At 68.9% G+C, this 15,143-nt stretch carries 16 protein-coding genes; 12 read left to right on the plus strand and 4 right to left on the minus strand.

Annotated features, from left to right (window positions below; genetic code table 11):
* The first annotated feature begins 6 nt into the window (after positions 1 to 6).
* From ccmE to ACFOWB_RS07340, 8 genes are all read left to right on the plus strand, one after another.
* Positions 7 to 549, plus strand: a complete 543-nt coding sequence (gene ccmE / locus ACFOWB_RS07305; RefSeq protein WP_261403946.1) for a cytochrome c maturation protein CcmE — start codon at positions 7 to 9, stop codon at positions 547 to 549.
* Positions 546 to 2,531, plus strand: coding sequence for a heme lyase CcmF/NrfE family subunit (locus tag ACFOWB_RS07310; RefSeq protein WP_261403945.1), 1,986 nt, complete (start codon positions 546 to 548; stop codon positions 2,529 to 2,531). The genes ccmE and ACFOWB_RS07310 overlap by 4 nt, the downstream gene beginning before the upstream one ends.
* A gap of 131 nt (positions 2,532 to 2,662) precedes the next feature.
* Positions 2,663 to 3,136, plus strand: coding sequence for a cytochrome c-type biogenesis protein (locus ACFOWB_RS07315; protein ID WP_261403944.1), 474 nt, complete (start codon positions 2,663 to 2,665; stop codon positions 3,134 to 3,136).
* Between the two features lie 132 nt (positions 3,137 to 3,268).
* Positions 3,269 to 4,840 carry a Do family serine endopeptidase gene (locus ACFOWB_RS07320; RefSeq protein ID WP_378146902.1) on the plus strand — a complete coding sequence of 524 codons (1,572 nt, stop codon included), beginning with the start codon at positions 3,269 to 3,271 and terminating at the stop codon, positions 4,838 to 4,840.
* 230 nt (positions 4,841 to 5,070) lie between these two features.
* A complete protein-coding gene (locus tag ACFOWB_RS07325; RefSeq protein ID WP_315855135.1) occupies positions 5,071 to 5,766 on the plus strand; it encodes a response regulator transcription factor in 696 nt (231 codons plus the stop codon).
* On the plus strand, positions 5,750 to 7,198 hold the full coding sequence (locus ACFOWB_RS07330) for a sensor histidine kinase (RefSeq protein WP_261403942.1): 1,449 nt from the start codon (positions 5,750 to 5,752) through the stop codon (positions 7,196 to 7,198). Before ACFOWB_RS07325 ends, ACFOWB_RS07330 begins: the two co-directional genes overlap by 17 nt.
* 447 nt (positions 7,199 to 7,645) lie before the next feature.
* Complete coding sequence (locus ACFOWB_RS07335; protein WP_261403941.1) at positions 7,646 to 7,855, plus strand: DUF3126 family protein; 210 nt, start codon at positions 7,646 to 7,648, stop codon at positions 7,853 to 7,855.
* 59 nt (positions 7,856 to 7,914) lie between these two features.
* The gene (locus ACFOWB_RS07340; protein ID WP_261403940.1) at positions 7,915 to 8,211 is read left to right on the plus strand and encodes a DUF6949 family protein; all 297 of its coding nucleotides are present in this window, start codon (positions 7,915 to 7,917) and stop codon (positions 8,209 to 8,211) included.
* Between the two features lie 10 nt (positions 8,212 to 8,221).
* On the opposite strand, the gene ACFOWB_RS07345 is transcribed toward ACFOWB_RS07340, so the two are convergent.
* On the minus strand, positions 8,222 to 10,024 hold the full coding sequence (locus ACFOWB_RS07345) for an alkaline phosphatase D family protein (RefSeq protein WP_261403939.1): 1,803 nt from the start codon (positions 10,022 to 10,024) through the stop codon (positions 8,222 to 8,224).
* A 156-nt stretch (positions 10,025 to 10,180) separates the two neighbouring features.
* On the opposite strand from ACFOWB_RS07345, the gene ACFOWB_RS07350 reads away from it, so the two are divergent.
* Complete coding sequence (locus ACFOWB_RS07350; RefSeq protein ID WP_261403938.1) at positions 10,181 to 10,711, plus strand: gamma carbonic anhydrase family protein; 531 nt, start codon at positions 10,181 to 10,183, stop codon at positions 10,709 to 10,711.
* Positions 10,712 to 10,816: 105 nt separating this feature from the next.
* Here the strand turns inward: ACFOWB_RS07350 and ACFOWB_RS07355 are convergent, their stop codons facing one another.
* From ACFOWB_RS07355 to ACFOWB_RS07365, 3 genes are all read right to left on the minus strand, one after another.
* A complete protein-coding gene (locus tag ACFOWB_RS07355) occupies positions 10,817 to 11,452 on the minus strand; it encodes a transglutaminase-like cysteine peptidase (RefSeq protein ID WP_261403937.1) in 636 nt (211 codons plus the stop codon).
* Between the two features lie 434 nt (positions 11,453 to 11,886).
* Positions 11,887 to 12,483 (minus strand): PilZ domain-containing protein, encoded by a 597-nt coding sequence (locus tag ACFOWB_RS07360; RefSeq protein ID WP_261403936.1) that lies wholly within the window; start codon positions 12,481 to 12,483, stop codon positions 11,887 to 11,889.
* A 110-nt stretch (positions 12,484 to 12,593) separates the two neighbouring features.
* Positions 12,594 to 13,190 (minus strand): PAS domain-containing protein, encoded by a 597-nt coding sequence (locus ACFOWB_RS07365; RefSeq protein WP_261403935.1) that lies wholly within the window; start codon positions 13,188 to 13,190, stop codon positions 12,594 to 12,596.
* 215 nt (positions 13,191 to 13,405) lie between these two features.
* Between ACFOWB_RS07365 and ACFOWB_RS07370 the strand changes: the two genes are divergently transcribed.
* The 3 genes from ACFOWB_RS07370 to ACFOWB_RS07380 all read left to right on the plus strand — a co-directional run bounded on the left by ACFOWB_RS07370 (position 13,406) and on the right by ACFOWB_RS07380 (position 15,139).
* Complete coding sequence (locus ACFOWB_RS07370) at positions 13,406 to 14,230, plus strand: rhomboid family intramembrane serine protease (protein ID WP_261403934.1); 825 nt, start codon at positions 13,406 to 13,408, stop codon at positions 14,228 to 14,230.
* A gap of 87 nt (positions 14,231 to 14,317) precedes the next feature.
* A complete protein-coding gene (locus ACFOWB_RS07375; protein WP_261403933.1) occupies positions 14,318 to 14,749 on the plus strand; it encodes a CBS domain-containing protein in 432 nt (143 codons plus the stop codon).
* 15 nt (positions 14,750 to 14,764) lie between these two features.
* Positions 14,765 to 15,139 (plus strand): SecDF P1 head subdomain-containing protein, encoded by a 375-nt coding sequence (locus tag ACFOWB_RS07380; RefSeq protein ID WP_261403932.1) that lies wholly within the window; start codon positions 14,765 to 14,767, stop codon positions 15,137 to 15,139.
* Positions 15,140 to 15,143 lie beyond the last annotated feature (4 nt).

Below are 15,143 nucleotides of genomic sequence, written 5' to 3' on the forward strand. Positions count from 1 at the left end.
TCTCGGATGACGCTCGACGCTTCGACCTCCTCGTTTCCCTCGCCGCGCCGGCGCGCGAGCGCCCGCAAGCGCCGCCGCTTCGCGCTGCTCGCGGTGATCGGCCTCGTGCTCGCGGCCGCGGTCGCGCTGGTGCTGAACGCCTTCACCGACACGCTGGTGTTCTTCCGCACGCCGAGCGAGATCGCCCAGCGGGGCGACGCGCTTGGCACGCGCATGCGGCTCGGCGGGCTCGTGAAGCAGGGCTCGGTCCGCCACGAGGGCACGACGGTGTTCTTCACCGTGACCGACAACAAGGCCGACCAGGCGGTGACTTACACCGGCATGCTGCCGGATCTGTTCCGCGAGGGGCAGGGCGTCGTGACCGAGGGTTCGGTGCAGACCGACGGCGTCTTCAAGGCCGACAGCGTGCTCGCCAAGCACGACGAGAACTACATGCCCAAGGACGTCGCCGACCGCTTGAAAGAGCAGGGCGAGTGGCGTGGCGGCGGCAAGTCCGACGGCAAGTCCGACGCCGCTCCCGCAGCAAAGCCCGCGGAGACGTCGAAATGATCGCTGAAACAGGACATTACGCGCTCGTCCTCGCGCTCGCTCTCGCGATCCTGCAGTCGATTCTGCCGCTCTGGGGCGCGCGGGTGCGCGACGTCGCGCTGATGCGGCTCGCAAGCCCGCTCGCCGTCGCGCAGTTCGGCTTCGTGGGCCTGGCGTTCGCGGCGCTCACCCACGCCTATCTCACCTCCGACTTCTCGGTGCTGAACGTCGTCGAGAACTCGCATTCGCTGAAGCCGCTGATCTACAAGTTCTCGGGCGTCTGGGGGAACCACGAGGGCTCGCTCCTGCTCTGGGTGCTGATCCTCGTGCTGTTCGGCGCGCTGGTGGCCGTCTTCGGGCGCAATCTCCCCGCTCGCCTCAAGGCCGACGTGCTCGCCGTGCAGGCGATGATCTCGACCGCCTTCCTGCTGTTCGTGCTGATCACCTCGAACCCGTTCGAGCGCGTGGTCCCGGCTCCGATGGAAGGGCAGGACCTCAACCCGCTGCTGCAGGACCCGGGCCTCGCGATCCATCCGCCGCTGCTCTACATCGGCTATGTCGGCTTCTCGATGGCGTTTTCGTTCGCGGTCGCCGCGCTCATCGAGGGCAAGGTCGACGCCGCCTGGGCGCGCTGGGTGCGGCCCTGGACGCTGACCGCCTGGCTGTTCCTGACGCTCGGCATCGCGATGGGGTCCTACTGGGCCTATTACGAGCTCGGCTGGGGCGGCTTCTGGTTCTGGGACCCGGTCGAGAACGCCTCGTTGATGCCCTGGCTCTCCGGCACCGCGCTGCTGCATTCGGCGGTCGTCATGGAGAAGCGCGAGGCGCTGAAAGTGTGGACGGTGCTGCTGGCGCTGCTCACCTTCGCGCTGTCGCTGCTCGGCACGTTCCTCGTCCGCTCGGGCGTGCTGACGTCCGTCCACGCCTTCGCCGTCGATCCCGCGCGCGGCGTCGCGATCCTGATCATCCTCACCGTCTTCGTCGGCGGCAGCCTCGCGCTCTACGCGCTGCGCGCGCCCGTGCTGAAGCAGGGCGGCATCTTCGCGCCGGTCAGCCGCGAGGGCGCGCTCGTCGTCAACAACATCTTCCTCACCGCCGCGACCGCCGCCGTCTTCGTCGGCACGCTCTATCCGCTCGCGCTCGAAGCCGCGACCGGCGAGAAGATCTCGGTCGGACCGCCCTTCTTCAACGCGACCTTCGGGCCGATCATGCTGCCCGTGCTGCTGGTGATGCCCTTCGGGCCGCTGCTGGCCTGGAAGCGCGGCGACGCCTATCGCGCGGCGCAGGGGCTGATGATCGCCTTCGGCGTCGCGATCGTGGCGACGGCGCTCGTCGCGGGCTTCACCCTGGGCGGGCCCTGGCTCGCGCCGATCGGGATCGGCCTCGGCCTGTTCGCGATCGTGGGCGCGTTCGCGGAAGTCATGGAGCGCACCAAGCTCTTCAAGGCGCCGTTCGGCGACAGTTTCGCGCGCGCCAAGGGCCTGCCGAGCTCGACATGGGGCGGGGCGCTGGCGCATGCGGGTCTCGGCGTGACGCTCATCGGCGTCGTGGCGGCGACCGCCTGGTCGAGCGAGAACGTCGTGGCCTTGAAGCCCGGCGAGAGCGTCGACCTCTCGGGTTTCCACGTGACCTTCGAGGGGCTCGAGCAGCGGCAGGGGCCGAACTACGCCTCGGTGGTCGCGAAGCTGACCCTGCGCGAGGGCGGAACCGTCGTCGCGGCGGTGGAGCCCTCGCGGCGCATCTATCAGGCGCGGAAAATGGACCTCGCCGAGAGCGGCATCGCGACCTTCGGGCTCAGCCAGTTCTACGCCGCGACCGCGGAAGCGCGCGACGACGGGGCGACGGGCCTTCGGCTCCAGTACAAGCCGCTGGTGCTGCTGATCTGGCTCGGGCCGGCGCTGATGGCGCTTGGCGGGGCGTTCTCGCTCGCCGACCGGCGCCTGCGCGTCGGAGCCCCGAGAAAGGCGGCGCGGCCCGCGCCCGCGCTGCAGCCGGCGGAATGATGGCGGGGCCAAGGACAGGGCGCGTCATCCCGGACGGCCGTAAGGCCGATCCGGGATCGTCTTCAGGATATGGTGCCTCTTCGAGGCTTTTCCGGAAGACGATCCCGGCTCTTCGCTTCGCTGCGGCCGGGATGACGGCGGTTCTTTTGCTCGCCTCCGCCCCCGCCTTCGCCGTGAACCCCGGCGAGCAGCTTCCCGACCCTGCGCAGGAGGCCCGCGCGCGGGCGCTTGGGACGGAGCTGCGCTGCATGGTCTGCCAGAACCAGTCGATCGACGACTCCGACGCCCCGCTCGCGAAAGATTTACGACTGCTGGTCCGCGAGCGCGTGAAGGCGGGCGACAGCGACACGCAGGTCATCGAGTTCCTCACCGAGCGCTACGGCGAGTTCGTGCTGCTGCGGCCGAGGTTCCGCGGCGAGACGCTGTTGCTCTGGCTGTTCGCCCCTGCGGTGCTTGGGGTCGGCGTCTTCGGCTACCTGTTCTGGGCGTTCCGCTCGCGAAAGAGAGCCGCGGCCGGCGAAGGCTTGTCCGAGGCCGAGCGTGAAAGGCTCGACGCGCTGCTCTCGGCGAACGACGAGCAAACGGCGGCGCGCGCCAAGAGCTGACCGGTCACGGATCGCTCCAGCTTACGTAAGTTTCATGCGCCGGACAGACGCGCGTAAGATTGGCCCGGTGAATATCCTGACCAAGCGCCCATATGGGAGCGTACGGATTTTCCTTCCCGGAGACTGATGTCCATGACGATCGACAAGCCCACGGCCACCTCGCGCCGCCGCAGGACGATCGCTGCCTCGGTGATCGCGCTTGCGGTCGCCGGCGCGATCGGCGCCGAGGCGCTCACCACCCTAACGACGCCCGCCGTCGCCCAGACGCAGATCCAGCCGCAGGCCGGCCCGGCCCTGCCGAGCTTCGCCGACGTCGCCGAGCGGGTGAAGCCCGCGGTCGTCAGCGTGCGGGTCAAGAACGTCGCGCTCGACGACGACGACGGCCCCGGCGGCCAGAGCGGCCCCGGCGCTCCCGGCGGGCAGGGCGGCATGCCGAACATTCCGGGTCTCGGCCAGCTTCCGGACGACCACCCGCTGAAGCGCTTCTTCAAGGAGTTCGGCCAGAACCAGCAGGGACCGAAGGCGAACCCGCGTCCGCGCGGCATGAGCCAGGGCTCGGGCTTCTTCATCTCCGAGGACGGCTACGTAGTCACCAACAACCACGTGGTCCAGGGCGCCAAGGACGTCGAGCTCGTCGCCGACGACAGCAAGACGACCTACAAGGCCAAGGTCATCGGCACCGACCAGCGCACCGATCTCGCGCTCCTGAAGGTCGACGGCGACCGCAAGGACTTCAAATACGTGAAGTTCGGCGCCCCCGAGGGCCCGCGCGTCGGCGACTGGGTGATCGCGGTCGGCAATCCGTTCGGCCTCGGCGGCACGGTGACGGCCGGCATCGTCTCGGCCCGCGGCCGCGACATCGGCGCCGGCCCCTATGACGACTTCCTGCAGATCGACGCGGCGGTGAACCGCGGCAACTCCGGCGGCCCGACCTTCAACCTGAAGGGCGAAGTGGTCGGCGTGAACACCGCGATCTTCTCGCCCTCGGGCGGCAATGTCGGCATCGCGTTCTCGATCCCGTCGGAAGTCGCGACCGGAATCATCGAGAAGCTGAAGAGCGGCGGCAAGATCTCCCGCGGCTACATCGGCGTGCAGATCCAGCCGGTGACGGACGAGATCGCCGACTCAATCGGCCTCAAGAAGGCCTATGGCGCGCTCGTCGCCGAAGCCCAGAAGGGCACGCCGGGCGAGAAGGCGGGCCTGAAGTCCGGCGACACCATCCTCAAGGTCGACGGCGAGGAAATCGACAGCGCCCGCGACCTCTCCCGCAAGATCGCCTCGATGGATCCCGGCAAGCCGGTGACGCTGACCATCTGGCGCGACGGCAAGGAAGAGACCAAGGAGCTGAAGCTCGGCACGCTTCCCGACGAGCCCAAGCAGGCCTCGCTGAAGACCGACGAGGACGACAGCGCCAAGAGCGGCAAGGTCCGGCTGGGCATCGAGGTCTCGCCGGCGTCCAAGATGGGCAACGCCGGCGACCAGGGCCTCGTGGTGACGCAGGTCGACGAGGACGGCGCCGCGTCCGGCAAGCTCGAGCAGGGCGACGTCATCATGAAGGTCAGCGGCAAGACCGTCTCGACGGTCTCCGAGGTGGCCGGCCAGCTCGACGAGGCGCAGAAGAACGGCCGCAAGTCCGTGCTCCTGCTCGTCAAGCGCAACGACGCGACGCGGTTCGTCGCGATCGAGATCGGCAAGGCTGGATAAGCCTTCGCCGATGACCCAGGCGCCAGCGGTCCCCCCCGAGCCGCCGCCTGGGCCTTCTGCGGGCGGCGCGCGTTTCCCCCGAGCGCGCGCCGCCTAGGCGGAAGAACTCCCCGTGCGCGCCCCGTGACCAGGGCTCTCCCCGCCCCACGCGGGGGCGCGCGCAGCGGCCGGTTACAGATCCGAGAAACCAGTGTTGAATGCGCCGCTTGCGGCGAACGGAGAGCCGCGCCATGACGACGGCCATGAAACTCCTCATCGTCGAAGACGACCGCGAAGCGGCGGCCTATGTGGTCAAGGCCTTCACCGAGGCCGGGCATGTCGTCGACCATGCGGCCGACGGCGAGCAGGGCTATGCGCTGGCGAACGGCGAGGCCTCCTACGACGTGCTTGTGGTCGACCGGATGCTGCCGAAGCTCGACGGGCTCTCGCTGATCGGGCGGCTGAAGGCCGAGGGCCTCAACGCGCCGGTGCTGATCCTCTCGGCGCTCGGGCAAGTCGACGACCGCGTGCAAGGGCTCCGGGCCGGCGGCGACGATTATCTCACCAAGCCCTACGCCTTCGCCGAGCTCCTCGCGCGGGTGGAGGCGCTGGCGCGGCGCGGCAAGGCGGGCGCGGCCGACACGGTCTACCGCATCGCCGATCTCGAACTCGACCGGCTGTCCCACACCGTGACGCGCGGCGGGCAGGACGTGCCGCTGCAGCCGCGCGAGTTCCGCCTGCTCGAATACCTCATGCGCAACGCCGGACAGGTGGTCACGCGCACGATGTTGCTGGAGAATGTCTGGGACTATCATTTCGATCCCCAGACCAACGTGATCGACGTCCATGTCTCCCGCCTGCGCTCGAAGATCGACAAGGGCTTCGACCGCCAGCTGCTGCACACGGTTCGCGGCGCGGGGTACATGATCCGTGACGGCGCTCGGTAAACTTCTCCGAACGACCGCGTTCAAGCTGGCGCTCGCCTATCTGGTGGTGTTCGCCGCGCTCTCGACGGTCGTGCTCGCTTATGTCTCGTGGCACGCCAACGCGCTGATCGCGGGCCAGCTCAACGCCACCGTCAACGCCGAGATCACGGGCCTCGCCGAGCAGTACCGGCAGGGCGGCATCCGCAAGCTCGTGGCGGTGGTGGACGAGCGCTCCAACCGCGCGGGCAACGGCTCGCTCTATCTCCTGACGACCGTCACCGGCGACACGCTGGCGGGCAACGTCTCGGGGCTTCCCGGCGCCTCGCTCGCCGAGGCCGGCGAGCGCGAGCTGCCCTATCAGCGCGTCGGCGAGGCCAACACCGCGCCTTATCCGGCCGTGGTGCGCGTGTTCGTGCTGCCGGGCGGATACCGGCTGCTGGTGGGGCGCGACACCGAGGAGCGCGAGCGGCTCGCAGGCGTCATCGCCAACGCCGTGCAGTGGTCGATCGCGCTCGTCGTGGTGCTGGGGCTCGCAGGCGGCGCGTTCGTCGCGACGCGGGTGCTGAAGCGCCTTGACGCCATGACGGAAACGAGCCGCTCGATCATGGCCGGCGACCTTTCGGGGCGCCTCGCCGTCACCGGTTCCGGCGACGAGTTCGACCGCCTCGCCGAGGCCGTCAACGCGATGCTCGACCGCATCAACGAGCTGATGGCGGGATTGAAGGAGGTCTCCGACAACATCGCCCATGACCTCAAGACCCCGCTGACGAGGCTCCGGAATCGCGCGGAGGCGGCGCTCCGCGACGCGCGGTCGGACGAGGACTGGCAGGTCTCGATGGAGCAGATCATCGCCGAGAGCGACGGCATGATCCGCATCTTCAACGCGCTGCTGCTGATCGCCCGCGCCGAATCCGGCGGCGTCAGGGGACAGCTCGCCGAGGTCGACGTCGCCGACGTCGTGCGCGAGGTCGCCGAGCTCTACGAGCCGCTCGCCGAGGAGCGCGGCGCGGCGCTGAAGGTCGACGCGCCGTCCTCGCTCATCGTGATGGCGAACCGGGAGCTCATCGGACAGGTGGTGGCCAATCTCGTCGAGAACGCGCTCAACTACGCGACCGGGGAGGGCGGCGGCGACGAGGTGACGGTCTCGGCGCTGGGCTCCGGCCTCAACGCCGAGATCGCGGTCGCGGACCGCGGGCCGGGCATCGTGGAGAAGGATCGCGCCCGGGCGGTCGAGCGCTTCGTGCGGCTCGACTCGAGCCGCTCCCGTCCCGGTTCGGGATTGGGACTGGCGCTCGTCTCGGCAGTCGCGCGCCTCCATGGCGGACAACTCGCGCTTTCTGACAACGCCCCGGGGCTGAAAGCCGCGCTTATTTTGCCCCGCGCCGCGACAGCGCTCGCCGGTCCGCCAGAGCTCGCGCGCCTCGCCCCGCCGACGGCGGCTGCGGCGGAGTAGCGAGCGGATGGCGGAGATCAAAGGCCGGCGTCCGGTCGCCATGTCCCGATTGCGCGACATCGGATGGGCGCACTGGGATCCGATCGGGATCGGTCCGCCGCAACCGGAATTCGCCGACGAGTACGACGGATATCTTCAGGAGGCTGTCGGCCTTCTCCGCAGGGGCGCAGAACCGCGCCGTCGCAGAACTCCTGACCGAGATCGAAGCTGATCATATGGGGCTCGGCCGAGGGCCTGACGCCGACCGGCGCGCAGCTGCGACGGTCAAGGCCCTCTACGCCTACGTCATGGAATTGGACGGCGGACGCCCATCCTCTGAATGACGGGAGAATGTCCGTGCTTGCGGTTGCCACCCGCGGCCCCGCGTGGCAATCCCTCGGCTCTGTTTCCGACGACGGCCAAGCTGCAGGCGCTGGCGTCGCGACTGTTTCTCCCTAGGAGGATCTCTTGGACAAACGCGAGCTCGAACGCGTGCAGGCCTATCTGCGCAAGACTTTCCAGAACCCGGGCTTCCGCGTCGTGGCGCGGCCGCGCAAGGACGATTCCGCCGAGGTCTATCTCGGCGAGGAGTTCATGGGCGTGCTGTTCCGCGACGACGAGGACGGCGATCTGTCCTACAATTTCTCGATGGCGATCCTCGAGACCGACCTCGACTGAGGCGTCCCGCATCGGGACGGCCCGCCTCTTGCTCAGGTCTGGGCAGGAGGCTCTCCCCCATGACGCTATTCTTCGGATCGCTCACCTTGATGCTCGGCTTCGCGGTCTCGGGCGCGACGGCTTCGGCGTTCGAGGCGGCGACCGGTCGGCGCGCAGGATTCAAGCTTCTGCGCGAGCCGACCGTCACGGCGGTCGCGGCCGTGCCGGTCGTCACGATCGGCGCGGCCTACATCATGGCCCGGAACCTGATGTTCGGTTCGAAGCGCCCGGCGCTCGCCACCATGGTGGGCGTCGTGCTGCTCGGCCTGTGGAGCCTCGTGATCGGCTCCGCGACGCTGACGGCTCTCGCCGTCTGACGCGCGCCGGTCAGTCGACCGGCCGCGCCGCCCTTTCGCCCGCCTTCACGCGGAAGCGCACCGTCTCCGTCACATAGGTCCGGTCGAACACCGTCGACACGAACACGTGGTCGACGGTCACAGCTTTCGGCCGCGCCTCGATCAGCATGAAGCCGCGACGGCGCTGCTCGGCGTAGATCAGCTGGTCGATCGTCGGCCGCTTCGCGCTCGACTCGACGAACAGCGCCGCGATGACCTCCGGCGCGGTGTTCAGCAGATACTGTTCATAGCCGGGCGACGAGACCGACGTTCCGCCGAACTCCGGCGCGACCGGCTTCGGCCCCTCGGCCGACGGCTGGACGAGGTTCGCGGTCCAGGCGTTGTGGCTGTCGCCGGTCAGCACGACGGGGTTCGGCGCCTTGGCGAGCGTCTCGAGCATCGCGAGGCGCGCGGTCGGGTAGCCGGTCCAGGCGTCGGCCGCGAGCGGGAACGGCAGGCCGGCGGCGCCGAGCGCCGCGATCTGGTCGCCGAAGCCCGCGCCGCCGACCCGGTCGAGATCCGCCAGCAAGGCGAGCCGCTGCGGCAGGCTCAGGAGCGAGGACGCGCCGATGTCGGGCGAGGCCTGGTAGAACATCAGCACCTGATTGCCGATCAGCTGCCAGGTCTGGTCAGCCTCGGTGATGCGCCGGTCGACCCAGTTCGCCTGGCGGCCTCCGAGCAGCTGGCGCGGCTTGCCGCCGCCGCGGACGTCCTTGGGGAACGGCCCCTGCGGCGCGACGCCCGAATAGACGTCGATCAGCGCCGGCGCCGCGAGCTGCTGGTCGCGGCCGGCCTGCCGGGTGTCGATCATCACGAGCCGGGCGAGGTCGCCGAAGTCGAACACGCGGTAGAGGTCGTCGGGATTGCCGGTGTCGGGGTCGAGCGGATCGCCGTCGGCCGGCTCGCGGATCGGGAGCCACTCATAGAAGGCGCGGATGCCGGCGGCCTTGCGGGCCTGGTAGTCGCCCTCGGTCTCCGGATCGTGGTTCTCCGCGCCGCCCTTCCAGGCGTCGTTCGCGACCTCGTGGTCGTCCCAGATGTTGATGACGGCGTTGCGCGCGTGGAGCTTCTGGAGATCCCGGTCGGTCTTGTAGAGCGCGTGCCGCGCGCGGTACTGCTCGAGCGCGATGATCTCCTCGCGCGGCTCGAGCTTCTTGTCGCGCGGCTTCGGAACGAGGCCGAGCGCGGCCGCCGGCGTCGTGTAGCCTTCAAGGCCCGGACCGTATTCATAGATGTAGTCGCCGAGATGCAGCACCGCGTCGAGGTCGTCGTAGCGGGCGATCTCGCGATAGGCGTTGAAGAAGCCGAGCTCGAAGTTCGAGCAGGAGACGGCCGCGAGGCGCAGCTGCTTCACCTTGCCGACCGGCAGCGTCTTCGTCCGGCCGACCGGCGAGGCCGCGCCGTCGGCCTCGAAGCGGTAGTAGTAGGTCTCGCCGGGCTCTAGGCCCTTCACGTCGACCTTCACGGTGAAGTCGCGCTCGGCGTTCGCCTCCGTCGTCCCTTCCTTGACGGTCCTGCGCATCGCGGCGTCGCTCGAAAGCGTCCATTTGACCGGGATTGGAGACGAGGCGTCGGCCTTGGTGACGCGCGTCCAGATCACCACGCGTCCGGCCTTCGGATCGCCGCTCGCGACGCCGTGGAGAAACGGGCCGGACTTCGCGGCTTCGGCCGGGTCCGTCACGAGCATGGTGATCGACGTCGCGGAGACGCCGGCCGCGAGCGTGAGGCGCAGCGCGTCGCGCCGCGAGAGGGCGGGGCCGGCCGGCCCGTGGCCGTGGTCGTCGTCGCGGGTCATGGGATCTGTCTCGGGAGGGGACGGATTGGAACGATTTCAGATAATTCGCGGGGTGCGACGCGCCTGTGACGGGCGGCGCGGCTCGTTCCCGTTGGACGGGACGGCGAGGCTTCGTTATTCCGGCGGAAGGTGCTGGACCTGCCCAAGGAGGAACGATTGGCGCTCTATTCGCTCGACGGGGTGAGCCCCAAAACGCCCGCCAACGGCCGCTTCTTCGTCGCGGAGACCGCGGTGGTGATCGGCGACGTGACGATCGAGGAAGACGCCAGCATCTGGTTCGGCGCGGTGCTGCGCGGCGACAACGACCCGATCGTCATCGGGGCGCGCTCGAACGTGCAGGACGGCTCGGTGCTGCACACCGACCCCGGCTACCCGCTGATCCTCGGGCCCGACTGCACGATCGGCCACGCGGCGATCGTCCATGGCTGCGAGATCGGCGCCGGATCGCTCATCGGCATGGGCGCGACGGTGCTGAACGGCGCGAAGATCGGGAGGTCCTGCCTCGTGGGCGCCGGCGCGCTGGTGACCGAGGGCAAGGAGTTTCCGGATTTCTCGATGATCCTCGGCGCGCCGGCGAAGGTGGTGAAGACGCTCGGGCCGGAGTGGGAGATCAATCTGATGGGCACCGCCGGCCGCTACGTGGCCAATGGCCGCCGCTACCGGGCCGGGCTCGTCAGGATCGACTGAAAATGGCGAGGCCGGCTCCTGGGCGGGAGCCGGCCTCTGGCTTGCGGTCGGTCGGGGCGGGAGTGGGGACGTGACCGGCCGCGAGCATCCCTGGAAAGCTTCGGCTCAGGGCGTGGCGACGCCGGCCGGGCCGATGCCGTCGCCGAGCATGACCCACAGGTTGGGGTCGGTCTGCGACTGGCGCTTGATGAAGGTGTAGCCGGTCTCGAACCACGGCTTGACGTCGTCGGCCTGGTTGTCGAGGGCGTAGTCGCCGCGGTCGGTGACGACGGTGAGAATGGCGTGGCCGTCGCCCTTGAGGTCGCGGACGACCGTGATCAGCAGCGCCTGGCGCGGCCAGCCGGCCTCGATGAGGCGGCGGCGCTTCTCGAGCACGTAGTCCTCGCAGTCGCCGTAGCCGGCGGTCGGATACGTCCAGAGCTCCTCGACGCCGAACTGCTCCTGATCGGTCATCGGCTGGATCTGGACGTTGACGCGGCGGTTGACGCGGTCGAGCTCGGCGACGCGGGTCGGGGTGAGCTTCACCCACTGGGCCTTGGCCGGAGCGACGTCGCAGTCGATCTCGCTGGTGCGGCAGAACTGGATCCAGCCGATCGGCGCCTTGGCGGCGGCCTCGACCATCATCGGCGTCGCCTGGGCGAGCTTGACGGTCTGCGCGGCGGCGGTTCCTGCCGTAGTAAATCCGCCGGCAACCAGTCCAAACAAGATGTAAATCGCGCTGTTCTTGATGTTCTTGAGCATTTGCAATCCCCGTCCTGTCCCGGGATGCAAAGTCTCACATTCGATTTGCTGTCGGTCTAAGTCGAGATAGCGTGTTTTAGCGACCAGATTTAGGATTTAAATACTTTTCGAAAATCAATTGTTTAGAGTTGCATTGGGTGTTTTGTTTACCACGGTGGCGACCGCGAAGAGAATGAGGGGAAGACTTGGTGGGCCAAACGTTAACGGCGCCCCGTTTTCCGGGGGGTCGATTATCAAAGCCTCAACCATGTTTTTGAATGCCCATTCATCGCGGGCCCCGGTCTAGGCCGGGCTAGGCTGCTTTTCCAGGCCCTGGGCCGGACCGTGCGGGACGCTCGCAGAGCCTGAAAGCCCTGGAGACGGCGCAAACAAAAACGCCGCCCGGTGGGGCGGCGTCTTGAAGCTCTGAGAAGAAAGAGAAAGGGCGTGGAGGCTCAGCCGAACTGTTCGGCGAGCTGCTCCTGGTTCTGCGGCCTGTTGAACTCGACGGCGAGGCCCTTGTCGAAGTGGCGCACGACGCGCGCCGCCGTCTTGCCGAGCATCACCGGCGCGCCGATCGGAAGCTGCAGCGTCGACTGCACCGCCGCGCCCGACAGCGACACGTCGATGATGCGGACCTCATGCTCCTCGCCGTCCTCGGTCACGAGCATCGCGCGCGGGTTGCGCGGCGTAAGGCGTTCGTGGCGGCGATCCTCCGGCAGGCCCAGCATCGAGCGGTTGGCCAGCCAGGTGAGCTGGGCCGCGAGCTTGTCGCGCTTGCGGATCGTCGCGCCGACCGTCATGGCGAAGCCGTTCGGGATCGCGCGGACCATCTGGCCTTCGACGCGGCCGACATGGTCGAGATAGACCACCACGCGCTCGCCCTGGCTGGCGGGCACCGGCGCGATCAGCGCGAGGCCGCCGGGCGACATGTCGACGGTCTGGCACGGATATTCGCGCCGCGACGACAACATGTAGCGTCCGAGCAGCGCGACTTTCACGCGCTGGTGGCGGCGACGTTCGTCCGAAAAGGGCGCTTTAAGGGAAAACATCGGCGACATGTCCGCGAGCGCCATGCGCGGAGAGAATCCGCGCATCCGGCAATGACCAAAAACTAGGGCCGCTCGGTTAACGGCGGGTAAGCTCGCAGGCGAGAATGCGCTCAGCGTCCGCCGTCAAACACCATGAATCTGCCGATCTTGCGTCCCACTGCGGCGATGGTCGAGGCCGCGGGAGCCATCGGCGACTCCATCGGCCGGCGCCGGCCGCTCGGCCAGATCATCCGCAGCGAGGTCAGTTCGAAGCGGGTCACGAGGCAGGCGCCGAGCCAATAGGGCGTCTCAACCGGCGCGAGCGAGCCGAGCAGGCGCGCATGGGTGCGGCCGCGATGGCGAAGCGGCAGCAGCCCGATCTCGAGATCGAGCTTGCGCCCGAGGTCGGTCGAACCCTGCGCGCCGATCACGGCGACGGCGGCGTCGTCCGACACCGTCCCGAGCGCGCCGAGCACCGTGGCGCGGTCCGGCCCGGACCACAGCGACAGGAAGGACTCGCCCTTCATCTCATGGCCCGTGATCGAGCAGATGCGCGAGCCCGACAGGCGGAACGGATAGCCGGAGTCCTGGTCGGCCTCGAGAATAAAGGTGTCGCCCAGCGCGCTGCGGATCGCGGCCGGATCGACGTCGGCGCGTTCGGGCGCCGCGCGCTCTCCCCGGAGACGGTTCCAGTATCCGAACAGATCCTTCGTCGCGGCGGCTTTCATGGGCGGCCCTTTCAACACTCTTGCATGGTCCCGGCGTGCCGTTCCGGGACAGACGCCCGGCGCAGCTCGCGGTTAACGAGGTATTGAGCAGGGGCCGTGCCAGTCGGGCGATCACCAAGCGCCGGCCTTGCAATCGCCGCAGCTTCGCGCGATCGCTCAGCGGCCGGGGAGGCCGTCCCGCCTCCACGCCGTCCTCGAACGAACGGACCTCACGCGTGCCGTCCCAGCGGGAACCCGCCTTCAACGCGCCGGCCTCGGTGCTCGCCTTGCTCGGCGCGTGCGTCGCCGTCCACGTCGTCCGCAGCCTGATCGGCGAGAACGCCGACATCGACGTCATCCTGCGCTTCGCATTCATCCCGGCGCGCTACGACCCGGCCTCTCCCTACGCCGCCGACTTCCTGGGCGGGGACGCGGCCAAGGTCTGGACCTTCGTGTCCTACGCCTTCCTCCATGGCGACTGGATGCATCTCGCCGTCAATTCGGTGTGGATGCTCGCCTTCGGCAGCGCCGTCGCCTGGCGGTTCGGGTCCGCGCGCTTCCTGGTCTTCTCGGCGGTCACGGCCGCGGCCGGCGCGGCCACCCATCTCGCGTTCCATTTCGGCACGCCGCTGCCGGTGGTCGGCGCGTCGGGCGCGATCTCGGGCCAGATGGCGGCCGCGACCCGCTTCATCTTCGAGGCCGGCGGGCCGCTCGGCGCCTTCCGTCGCAACGGCCGCGAGGCCTTCCTCGCTCCGGCCGAACCGCTCTCCCGCGCGATCCGGCGGCCGCAGGTGATCGTGTTTCTCGTCGTCTGGTTCGGCATGAACCTCGTGTTCGGCCTCGGCGGCGTGCCGTTCTCCGAAGAGGGCGCCACCGTCGCCTGGGAGGCGCATATCGGCGGCTTCCTCGCCGGGCTCGCTTTGTTTCCGCTGTTCGATCCCGTGCGGGCGCGCCCGACGTCTCATCCCAATGACGTGTGGGGCGACGGCTTGCACGAGGACGGGGGTCGCCCTCATGATGGCGGAACCGGGGCCGCCGAACGGTCGCCGCAGGACCGCTGAGGCGATCGCCGGACGGCCCTCCGCCAGGGTCCGGACGATCCGGACCCGTTTCAACGCCGCGCCAGACGGCGAGAGGAGGGATGCGAAATGAAGGTCGAGACCATTCTCGCCGCCAAGGGCCATTCGGTCGTGACCGTCAGGGCCGAGGATCCCGTCTCGAAGCTCGTTTCGACGCTTGCGGCCAAGGGGATCGGCGCCGTGATCGTCGCCGACGCAGACGGCGGCGTCGCGGGGATCATGACCGAACGCGACGTGGTGCGCGTCATCGCAAGCGACGGCCGCGAGGCGCTCGACCGCCCGGTCGGCGACTTCATGACCCGGAAAGTGGTGACCGCCACCCCACACGACACGCTCGATTTCCTCTCCGAGCGCATGACTCGCGGCAAGTTCCGCCACGTGCCGATCATGGATCACGACCGCCTCGTCGGGATCGTGTCGATCGGCGACGTGGTGAAGCATCGGATCGAGTCGATCGAGGCCGAGGCCTCGGCGATGCGGGACTACATCGCCACTGCCTAGATCCCAGGAAACTCGATGCTCGTCCGTTCGCTCGCCGGCATCCTTCTGGCGGCGGCCGTCGCCGTCGCGGCGCACGCCGCAACGGGAAGCGTGAGGCTCAAAGCCGACGACGCGACCGTGACGTTCGACGCCGACGGCCGCGCGCAGGTGGTGATCAAGCTCAACCGCCTCTCGTCGCTCAACCTAGCGACCTTCACGCGCGATCGCGTCGGCCTGACGGTGGACATTCTGATCGACGGCGCGGTGGTGATGTCGCCCGTCATCCGGTCGCCGATCGAGGGCGGCCAGATCGCGATCGCGCCCGCTTCGGAGGACTCCGCTCTGGCGCAGCGTCTCGCCGACAGGCTCAAGGCCGGCGAGACGATCCTGGTCCGGACGCGCGACCAGTAAGGCC

Source organism: Chenggangzhangella methanolivorans (assembly GCF_042648545.1).
GTDB classification, from domain to species: Bacteria; Pseudomonadota; Alphaproteobacteria; order Rhizobiales; family Methylopilaceae; genus Methylopila; species Methylopila methanolivorans.